Genomic DNA, 9416 nt, shown 5'->3' on the forward strand with positions numbered 1-9416 from the left:
CCCCGCGCGCCCCCCCCCCCCCCCCCCCCCCCCCCCCCCCCAACCGCGCGGCGGGGGGGGGGGGGGGGCGGCCCCCCCCCCCCCCCCCCCGGGGGGTGGTGACCTAACCGAACTGGGCGAGGAGCTCGCCCGTGCGCCACCAGACCAGCACGGCGAACAATGTCAACGCCGCCGCCGTCGCCGCGGCCTGGACGGCGTCCCGCTGCTTGCGCGGCGCATACACGTAGGCCGCGGCCAGCAGCCCACCGGCGATCAGCCCGCCCACGTGCGCCTGCCAGCTGATCGCGTGCGAACTGACCGCCGGCACCACAAAGGTGAAGACCAGGTTGATCACGATCACAGCCACCACGCCCCGGACGTCGAGGGTGAGCCGCTTAGCCGCCACGAACAGGGCCGCGAAGAGACCGAACACCGCGCCCGACGCGCCCGCGGTGGCGGTGTTCAACGGCGCGAGCAGATACACCAACACCGACCCGCCCAGGCCACTCACCGCGTACAGCGCCGCGAAGCGCAGCCGGCCCAGCCATCGCTCCAGCGGTGCGCCCACCACGTACAGCGCCCACATGTTCAGCAGCAGGTGCGGCACGCCGTAGTGCAGGAACGCCGACGTCACCAGCCGGTAGTACTGTCCGTCAGCGACGGCCGGCGGCCACAGGGCGAATTGCTTCTGCACGTCGGGCACCGCCACTTCGGCGATGAACGCCAGCACGTTGACGACGATCAGCGCGATCGTGACCACCGGCGCGCCCGACCGTTCCCGTCCCCCGAACGGAGTCCGCTTCTCCCGGATGGTGCGGGCACCGGCCTGGACGCACTCCACACACTGATGCCCGACCGCCGCGCTGCGCATGCAGTCACCGCAGATCGGACGTTCGCAGCGGGTGCACCGAACGTAGGTCTGACGGTCCGGATGCCGGTAACAGGTCGGTGCGGGGGGTGCGGGGGGTGTAGTCATCGCACCCAATCTTGCCCGCCTCACCAATTTGCTGTCGCGGCCGACCCGCTGGCGAGGCTATTCCCTCACCCGCCGAGTTGACCTACTGTGATTCGGGTGGAATCACACGGAAACCCTGAATTGGTGCCCGTCGAACATTTGCACTCCGGTGACCCCATCACCGATGGCGGTCAACGTTACATAGTTCTCGAGTCCAAGGCTGTCGGCGACAGTTGTGTGGTCCTTGAGCTGGAGTCCAGGGTCGACCACCAGCTGCAGGTCATCGAAAAATCCTTTCCGGCCGGATACCACGTCGGCAGGGCTCACCACCGAATTCTGTAGGCAATTCCGCGGCCCGGCATTGCCGGAAGGATATTGCGCTCAGTAGCCGTTCCGGACGGCTACCGCCCATTCATGTCACGTTATTCCACACTCAATTCCGCGGCGGCCGCACATCGTTGGGATCATTCGGATCCGGCTCGCCGAACCACCGGGACGGCTCGTGCTGGCCGTACTCGTCGTGCCAGTCCCACCACTCGTACGGCTTGGTCTGGGGGTAGCCCTCCGGAGAGTCCTCCCAGTCCTCCTGGCGTCCCAGCGCGGTCATGTCCAGGAAGCTCCAGGTGGTGCCCAGCGCCTCGTCACCCCGGTTATTGATGAAGTACGTGCGGAACACCCGATCGCCGTCGCGGATGAACGCGTTGGTGCCGTGCCATTCATCCACACCGAAGTCGGCGTCGAAGTCGTCGGTGATCGTGTACCACGGCATCTGCCAACCCATCCGCGCCTTGAGGCGCACGATGTCCGGCTGCGGCGCGCGCGAGGCGTAGACCAGCGTTGTGTCCCGGGCGTTGAGGTGGGCCAGATTGCCGACGTGGTCGGCCATCATCGAGCAACCGCGGCAGCCGTGATCGGGCCAGCCGTGGATGTCCGGCCCGAAGAAGGCGCGGTACACCAGCAGTTGCCGGCGGCCGGCGAACAGGTCCAGCAGGGTGGCCCTGCCGTCGGGTCCGTCGAATGCGTAGTCCTTGTCCACCGTCAGCCAGGGCATCCGGCGGCGCTCGGCAGCCAGCGCGTCACGAGCGCGGGTCAGCTCCTTCTCCCTGACCAACAGTCGCGCGTGGGCGTCGGCCCAGTCCTGCGGGGACACGATCTCCGGTGTCTTCATTGCGCTGCACTCCTTCCGTTCGACCGTCTCATCGCAGAGGCGCCAAGCCTGCCGCACTGAGCAGGTAGGCGTCCTGATCTCCTGCTCCCTTGCCGGCGATATCGCGCACCGACCGCCCAACCTGCTCAGGAGTCAGTATCGGCCCCAATGACTCGAGGTAGGCATCGATGTCGACGCCCTGCCGCTCGGCGTAGGCCGCCACCGCCTTCGCGCCCAGATCGGTCGCCGGCGTCAGGCGCGGCAGCAGCGAGAGGAAGTCGATGCCCAGCCCCGCGCGCGCCGATTCCTGCGCGGCGTAGCTGCTGATGAACCTGACGGTGGCCTTGGCGCCCGCGTAGCCGCCGCTGAGCGGGGACCCGTTGACCGCGGCGCCGCTGGAGATCGCGATCACCGAGCTGCCCGGGTCGAGCGGAAGTCGCAGCGCGGCTTGGACCCAGTGAAATGCTTGCGCGACATCGACATTCCAATTCTCGGTGAAGGTGTCCCAGGTCTGGTCCGGCAGGGCGGCCATCCGGGGCGCCAGCCCGGCGGCCAGCACGATGGTGCGGGGACGGTACTTCGCGATGGCCCGGCCCGCCACCGCGGAATCGGCGGCATCGGCCGCCAGCGCCTCGAATTTGTCGCCCAGTTCCTCGCGCAGCAGGTCCAGATGAGCGCGGCTACGGGCGATGCCGACGACGTGCGCGCCGGCCGCCGCCAACTGCGTGGCGATGGCCCGGCCGAATCCGCGGCTGGCGCCGGTCACAATCGCCGTGGTGCCGTTCAGTTCGTTCATGGTGGTGCTCACTTCCGTATCGGGTGGTGTTCTCCCCAATGCAGATACGTCGCGGCCCCAGGATTCATCGCCGCGCAGGTCGATGACTTTTGACGGCAGGAGTTATCTATCCATTAGGGCGATCTAGTTGGGCAATCGCGAGGAGTTGGCTGTGCCGGAGCAGGACGAGTTCATGGAGCGCGCGGCGCCGTATCGCGCCGAGCTGATTGCCCACTGCTACCGGATGCTCGGATCGGTGCACGACGCCGAGGACCTGGTGCAGGAGACCTATCTGCGCGCCTGGCGCGGCTATTCGGCGTTCGAGGAGCGCGCGGCGTTGCGTACCTGGCTCTACCGGATCGCGACGACGGCCTGTTTGCGCGCCTTGGAAAACCGCGCCCGCCGGGTGTTGCCGGCCGGCGTGGGCCCCGACGCCGACCCCTCTTACGAGTGGCTGGAACCCATCCCCGACGCCTATTTGCAGAAAGCGCCGGAAGATATTGTTGCCGCCCGCGAAACCGTCCGGCTGGCGGTGGTGACCGCGCTGCAGGAACTGCCGGCACGGCAACGCGCCGCGTTGGTGCTACGCGAGGTCGTCCAATTCAGCGCCGCGGAAGTAGCCGAACTCCTCGAGACGACACCGGCGGCCGTCAACAGTTCCCTGCAGCGGGCCCGCGCCCGCCTCGCCGAGGTGTCCGCCGACCGGGACCGACCAGCCGAACCCGATGACGACGCGCGCAGAGAACTGCTCGACCGCTACTGCGCGGCCTTCGAGAATGCGGACATGGCCGCCCTGGCCGGTTTGCTGCAAGACGATGTCAGGCTCGAGATGCCGCCGCTGCCAATGTGGTTCAGTGGCCGAGACGCGGTGCTGGACTTCTTGACTACGCGTGCCCTCGCCCCGCCCGGCGACATCGTGATGGTCCGGACGGCCGCCAACGGCCAGCCCGCCGTCGCCGAATACCGGCGCAACACCGATAGCATCATGGCAGCCCACTCCATCCAGGTCCTCACCATTGTTCGTCGGGGCGGCGGTGCGGGACTGGCCGCGCTGACCGTCTTTCTCGATCCGACGCTCTTTCCCGCTTTCGGGTTGTCACTGACGGGGTAGCCCGAAGGCAACCCCGCGGGCCGTGTGGACAGGTCTCGACGGCACCGGAAGGATTGGCACGGTAGATGCAGTTGAAGGGTGACGGATGAAGATTCCGGGTGTGGCCGACATCGTCGGCACTCTCACCGGAGGGGCCACACAGGTCGTGCGTGCCGGCGTGCAGAGCGCCGCCGGCGCAGCCGGCGTCGTGCAATCGCTGACCAGCCCGATGACGGAACTGGTCGGCCCGGTCGCCCAAGCGGTGGCGCACACCACCGGCCGCGCGATCGGGCTGGGCGGGTCCCTCGACGGCGCCCCCGAACCGGTAACCCCGCCGGTGCGTTGGCAAAGCGGGCGACGCGTGCATCTGGACCTCGACCCGTTACTGCCGTTCCCCAGTTGGCACGAATACGCCGCCGTGATCGAAGAGCCGGTCCGCCGGATTCCGGGCGTCGCCGAGGCCCATGTCGAAGGGGCGCTGGGCCGGCTGGTCCTGGAAATCGCCGCTGCCGCAGACGCGGACGCCGTGCTGGACGAGGTGCGCGACACCGCCGCGGCGGTGGCTGCCGACCTCACCGAAGCGGGCGATGTCGTCGCGCCGCAGGCCGCCCCGTTCGCCGATCCGGGCAATCCGCTGGCGATCCTGGTGCCGCTGACCGCTGCCGCGATGGACGTCGTCGCGGTGGGTGCCGCGGTGACGGGCTGGTTCACCCGGCTGCCGGTGGCGCCGCGCAGTGCCCGCGCCGCGGCGGCACTGATCAATTACCAACCCCGCGTGGTGGCGGTGCTGGAGTCCCGGCTCGGTCGCGTCGGCACCGACATCGCGCTCAGCGGATCGACGGCGCTGGCCTACGGGCTGAGCCAGTCGGTGGGGACGCCGCTGTTGGACCTGCTGCAGCGGGGCCTGCAGCTCTCCGAGGCGGCGGCGCACCGCCAGCGGTGGCGGGAACGCGAACCCGAGCTTGCCTCCCCCACCCGGCCGCAGGCGCCGGTGGTCCCGATCCTGTCCTCCGCGGGAGCCGAATCGCAAGTGCCCCGCCACAATTGGGCGGCGGCCGCGGCCGGCGAAGCCTCGCACGTGGTGGTCGACGGCGCCATCGACTCCGCCATCGACACCGAAAAGGGCTCGATGCACGGCCCGGTGGAGGACTACGTGACGCAGGCCGCCAGCGGCTCGGTGGTGGCCGCGGCCGGTGCGCTGTTCGCCGGCGGGGGCGCCGCCGAGGCCGCCGAGGCGATCCTGGCCGGCGTACCCAAGGCCGCCCACCTCGGCCGTCAGGCGTTCGCCACCACCCTCGGCCGCGGGCTGGCCAATTCCGGGCTGCTGGTGCTCGACCCCGGCGCGCTGCGCCGGCTGGACCGGGTGAAGGTGGTCGTCATCGACGGCGCCGCCCTGCGCGGCGACCATCGCGCGGTCTTGCGGGCCCAGGGCGACGAACCCGGCTGGGACGACGACCGCGTCTACGAGGTCGCCGACGCCTTGCTGCACGGCGAGGAGGCGCCCGAACCCGATCCCGACGAGTTGCCGGCCACCGGTGCGCGGTTGAAATGGCAACGCGCGCAAGGATCTTCAGCGACACCCGCGCAGGGGCTGGAGCACGCCGAGCTGGTCTGCGAGGGCCGGCAGGTGGGCCGGGTCGACGTCGGGTGGGAAGTCGACCCCTATGCCATCCCGCTGTTGCAGACCGCACACCGCACCGGCGCCCGGGTGGTGCTGCGGCACGTGGCCGGCACCGAAGACCTCTCGGCCAGCGTGGGTTCCACGCATCCGCCCGGAACACCACTGCTCAAGCTGGTGCGCGACCTGCGGTCCGATCGCGGACCGGTGCTGCTGATAACGGCGCTCCACCGCGACTTCGCGTCGACCGACACGCTGGCCGCCCTGGCCATCGCCGACGTCGGCATTGCCCTCGACGACCCGAGAGCGGCCACGCCGTGGACCGCGGACATCATCACCGGCACCGACCTGGCCGCCGCGGTGCGGATCCTTTCGGCACTGCCGGTGGCCCGCGCCGCCAGCGAATCCGGGGTTCACCTGGCGCAGGGCGGCACCACGCTGGCCGGCCTGCTACTGGTCACCGGCGAGGACAACCGGACCAGCAACCCGGCGACCCTGCGGCGCTGGCTGAACCCGGTCAACGCCGCCGCGGCCACGGCCCTGCTGTCCGGTTTCTGGTCGGCCAGCCGGGTGCTGCGGCTACCCGACCCGTCGCCGCAACCGCTCACCGCCTGGCATGCACTGGATCCGGAGATCGTGTACTCGCGGCTGGCCGGCGGCAAGCGCCCACTGGCGGTCGAGTCCGCCACCCCGACCTGGCGGCGCCGCCTCGACGACCTGTCCTACGAGCCGCTGGTGGCGCCGCTGCGGGGGCCGGCCCAGATGCTGGCGCGGCTGGCGGCTGCCACCCGGGTCGAGCTCGGCGACCCGCTGACCCCGATCCTGGCCGTCGGCGCCGCGGCCTCGGCGATCGTCGGCAGCAACGTCGACGCGCTGCTGGTCGCCGGCGTGATGGGCGTCAACGCGCTGACCGGCGGCGTGCAGCGGCTGCGCGCCGAGGCCGCCGCCGCGGAATTGTTCGCCGAGCAGGACCAGCTGGTGCGTCGCGTGGTGGTACCGGCGGTGGCGACCACCCGACGCAGGCTGGAGGCCGCTCAGCACGCCACCCGCACTGCCACCGTCTCGGCCAAGAAGCTGCGACCCGGCGATGTCATCGACCTGGCCGCACCGGAAGTCGTGCCGGCCGATGCGCGCCTGCTGGTGGCCGAGGACCTCGAAGTGGACGAGTCGTTCCTGACCGGCGAGTCGCTGCCCGTGGACAAACAGGTCGACCCCGTCGCCGTGAACGACCTGGAGCGGGCGTCGATGCTGTTCGAGGGCAGCACCATCGTCGCGGGACGTGCGCGCGCCATCGTGGTGGCCACCGGGGTCGGCACCGCCGCGCAACGCGCGATCTCGGCGGTCGCCAACGTCGAGACGTCGGCCGGGGTGCAGGCCCGGCTGCGGGAACTGACCAGCAAGGTCCTGCCGCTCACGCTGGCCGGCGGTGCTGCGGTGACCGGTTTGGCGCTGCTGCGGCGCGCCTCGCTGCGTCAAGCGGTGGCCGACGGCGTCGCGATTGCGGTGGCCGCGGTGCCGGAGGGCTTGCCGTTGGTGGCCACCCTGTCCCAACTGGCCGCCGCGCAGCGGCTGACCGCGCGCGGGGTGTTGGTTCGCTCGCCGCGCACCATCGAGGCGCTGGGCCGGGTCGACACCATATGTTTCGACAAGACCGGCACGCTCACCGAAAACCGGTTGCGGGTGGTGCGCGCCGTGCCGGCCGGTTCGGCACCCCAGGATCCGTTCCCCGAGCCGACCGATCAGAGCTACGCCGAGGTGCTGCGGGCCGCCGCGCGCGCGTCCACGCAGCCGCAGGACGGCGAGGGTCACGCGCACGCCACCGACGAAGCGATCATCAACGCGTCCCTGTCGCTGAACGGACACGAGAACGGGGACTGGACGATCCTGGCCGAGGTGCCCTTCGAGTCGAGCCGCGGTTACGCCGCCTCGATCGGCATTGGGACCGACAGCGACTCGGCACCGATGCTGATGGTCAAGGGCGCACCCGAAGTGATCCTGCCGCGCTGCCGGTTCGACAACGCGGAACACGATCAGGCACAAGCGGATTCACTGGTACGCAGCCTGGCCGAGCAAGGTCTGCGGGTACTTGCGGTGGCGCAGCGCCCGTGGGCGAACGGGACCAGCCAGGAAGAGGAGACCGACGCCGATGCCGTCGACGCCGAGGCCCACGATATGGAACTGCTGGGATATGTCGGCCTGGCCGACACCGCGCGGGAGTCGGCGCGACCGCTGATCGAGGCGCTGGTCGAGGCCGAACGCAACGTAGTGCTGATCACCGGTGACCACCCCATCACGGCACGGGCCATCGCCCGGCAGCTGGGCTTGCCCGAGGACGTGCGCGTGGTGACCGGGGCCGAGTTCGCCAGCCACGACGAGGAGGGGCACGCCAAGCTCGCCGCCGACGTACAGGTCTTCGCCCGGGTGAGCCCGGAGCAGAAGGTGCAGATCGTGGCCGCCTTGCAGCGCTGCGGCCGGGTTACCGCGATGGTGGGTGACGGTGCCAACGACGCCGCCGCCATCCGGATGGCCGACGTCGGTATCGGGGTCAGTGGCCGCGGCTCCTCGGCCGCCCGTAGCGCAGCCGACATCGTGCTCACCGACGACGACCTCGGTGTGCTGATCGACGCGCTGGTCGAGGGCCGCAACATGTGGGCCGGCGTGCGCGACGCGGTCACCATCCTGGTCGGCGGCAACGTCGGTGAGGTGCTGTTCACCATCCTCGGCACCGCATTCGGCCAGGGCCGCGCGCCGATCGGAACCCGCCAGTTGCTGCTGGTCAACCTGCTCACCGACATGTTCCCGGCGCTGGCCGTGGCGGTCACCTCGCAGTACGACGACCCCGAGGAAGACGAGGGGCTCACCGACGACCAGGTCGACGACGCTCGCCTGACCCGTCAGCTCGAGGTGCTCAACCAGCCCAAACCGTCGCTCGGCGATTCGCTGATGCGCGACATCGTGAACCGCGGCGTCGTCACCGCCGCCGGCGCCACCACCGCGTGGGCCATTGGACGCTGGACCCCCGGCACCGAACGGCGAACGGCCACAATGGGTCTGACCGCGTTGGTGACCACACAGCTGGCCCAGACGTTGCTGACCCGCCGACACAGCCCGCTGGTGGTGGCCACGGCGCTGGGCAGTGCCGGAGTGCTGGTCGGCATCATCCAGACACCCGTGCTGAGCCAGTTCTTCGGTTGTACGCCACTGGGTCCGGTCGCCTGGACGGGTGTCATCGGCGCCACCGCAGGCACCACCGCCGTCTCGGTGCTCGCACCGCAGTGGCTGTCGAAGGCGGTCGGCGCGGTGACACCCGAACCCGAGGAAGGCTCAGCGGCCCAATAGCTTTGGGCCGAGTTGTCAGTGCCCCTCCCTACGATAGGGGTATGTCAGCGAGCACGCCGCAGGACATCGTCGAGGTTCTCGACGGGCTCGAGGCGTTCGCGGATCGCTTGGGGGCGTTGGATTTCGACGCCTGCGGTACGGGTGAGTTGCTGTCGATCATCGAGGGTATGCAGCGGGTGGTGCGTAAGTTGCGCGTGCCCGGGCATGCGGTGGTCAACCAATTGGGCGTGGTGGCCACCGGATACGAGTTGGGTGGCACGCTGGGTCAGGCGTTGGCGGATCGGTTGCGGATCACCAAAGCCGAGGCGGATCGGCGTATCGCCGAGGCCGCGGTGCTGGGTCCGCGCCGCGCGCTGACCGGCCAGCCGCTGCAACCGGTGCTGGCCGCGACCGCGGCCGCCGAACGCCGCGGGCTCATCGGCGACGCTCAGGTGGGGGTGATCCGCAAGTTCTTCGCCACCTTGCCCGACACCGTCGATGCGCCCGCGCGGGCCGAAGCCGAGGCCAAGCTGG

At 70.3% G+C, this 9416-nt stretch carries 7 protein-coding genes; 4 read left to right on the top strand and 3 right to left on the bottom strand.

Annotated features, from left to right (window positions below; translation table 11 throughout):
- Positions 1-103: 103 nt before the first annotated feature.
- On the bottom strand, positions 104-955 hold the full coding sequence (locus A9X01_RS26885) for a rhomboid family intramembrane serine protease (protein WP_065123621.1): 852 nt from the start codon (positions 953-955) through the stop codon (positions 104-106).
- Positions 956-1051: 96 nt separating this feature from the next.
- On the opposite strand from A9X01_RS26885, the gene A9X01_RS29595 reads away from it, so the two are divergent.
- Positions 1052-1276 (top strand): hypothetical protein, encoded by a 225-nt coding sequence (locus tag A9X01_RS29595; protein ID WP_081282660.1) that lies wholly within the window; start codon positions 1052-1054, stop codon positions 1274-1276.
- Positions 1277-1367: 91 nt separating this feature from the next.
- Here the strand turns inward: A9X01_RS29595 and A9X01_RS26895 are convergent, their stop codons facing one another.
- The gene (locus A9X01_RS26895; RefSeq protein WP_065123623.1) at positions 1368-2102 is read right to left on the bottom strand and encodes a DUF899 domain-containing protein; all 735 of its coding nucleotides are present in this window, start codon (positions 2100-2102) and stop codon (positions 1368-1370) included.
- Positions 2103-2130: 28 nt separating this feature from the next.
- Positions 2131-2877 carry an SDR family NAD(P)-dependent oxidoreductase gene (locus A9X01_RS26900; protein WP_065123625.1) on the bottom strand — a complete coding sequence of 249 codons (747 nt, stop codon included), beginning with the start codon at positions 2875-2877 and terminating at the stop codon, positions 2131-2133.
- A 151-nt stretch (positions 2878-3028) separates the two neighbouring features.
- On the opposite strand from A9X01_RS26900, the gene A9X01_RS26905 reads away from it, so the two are divergent.
- The 3 genes from A9X01_RS26905 to A9X01_RS26915 form a co-directional block, all read left to right on the top strand.
- The gene (locus A9X01_RS26905) at positions 3029-3967 is read left to right on the top strand and encodes a sigma-70 family RNA polymerase sigma factor (protein WP_065123626.1); all 939 of its coding nucleotides are present in this window, start codon (positions 3029-3031) and stop codon (positions 3965-3967) included.
- An 85-nt stretch (positions 3968-4052) separates the two neighbouring features.
- Entirely contained in the window at positions 4053-8903 is a 4851-nt protein-coding gene (locus tag A9X01_RS26910; protein ID WP_065123624.1) for a cation-translocating P-type ATPase, read from the top strand.
- Between the two features lie 41 nt (positions 8904-8944).
- Positions 8945-9416 (top strand): DUF222 domain-containing protein (locus A9X01_RS26915; RefSeq protein WP_155772314.1); only part of this gene is annotated, 472 nt, incomplete at its 3' end.

This window comes from Mycobacterium asiaticum (assembly GCF_001668675.1).
GTDB classification, from domain to species: domain Bacteria; phylum Actinomycetota; class Actinomycetes; order Mycobacteriales; family Mycobacteriaceae; genus Mycobacterium; species Mycobacterium asiaticum_D.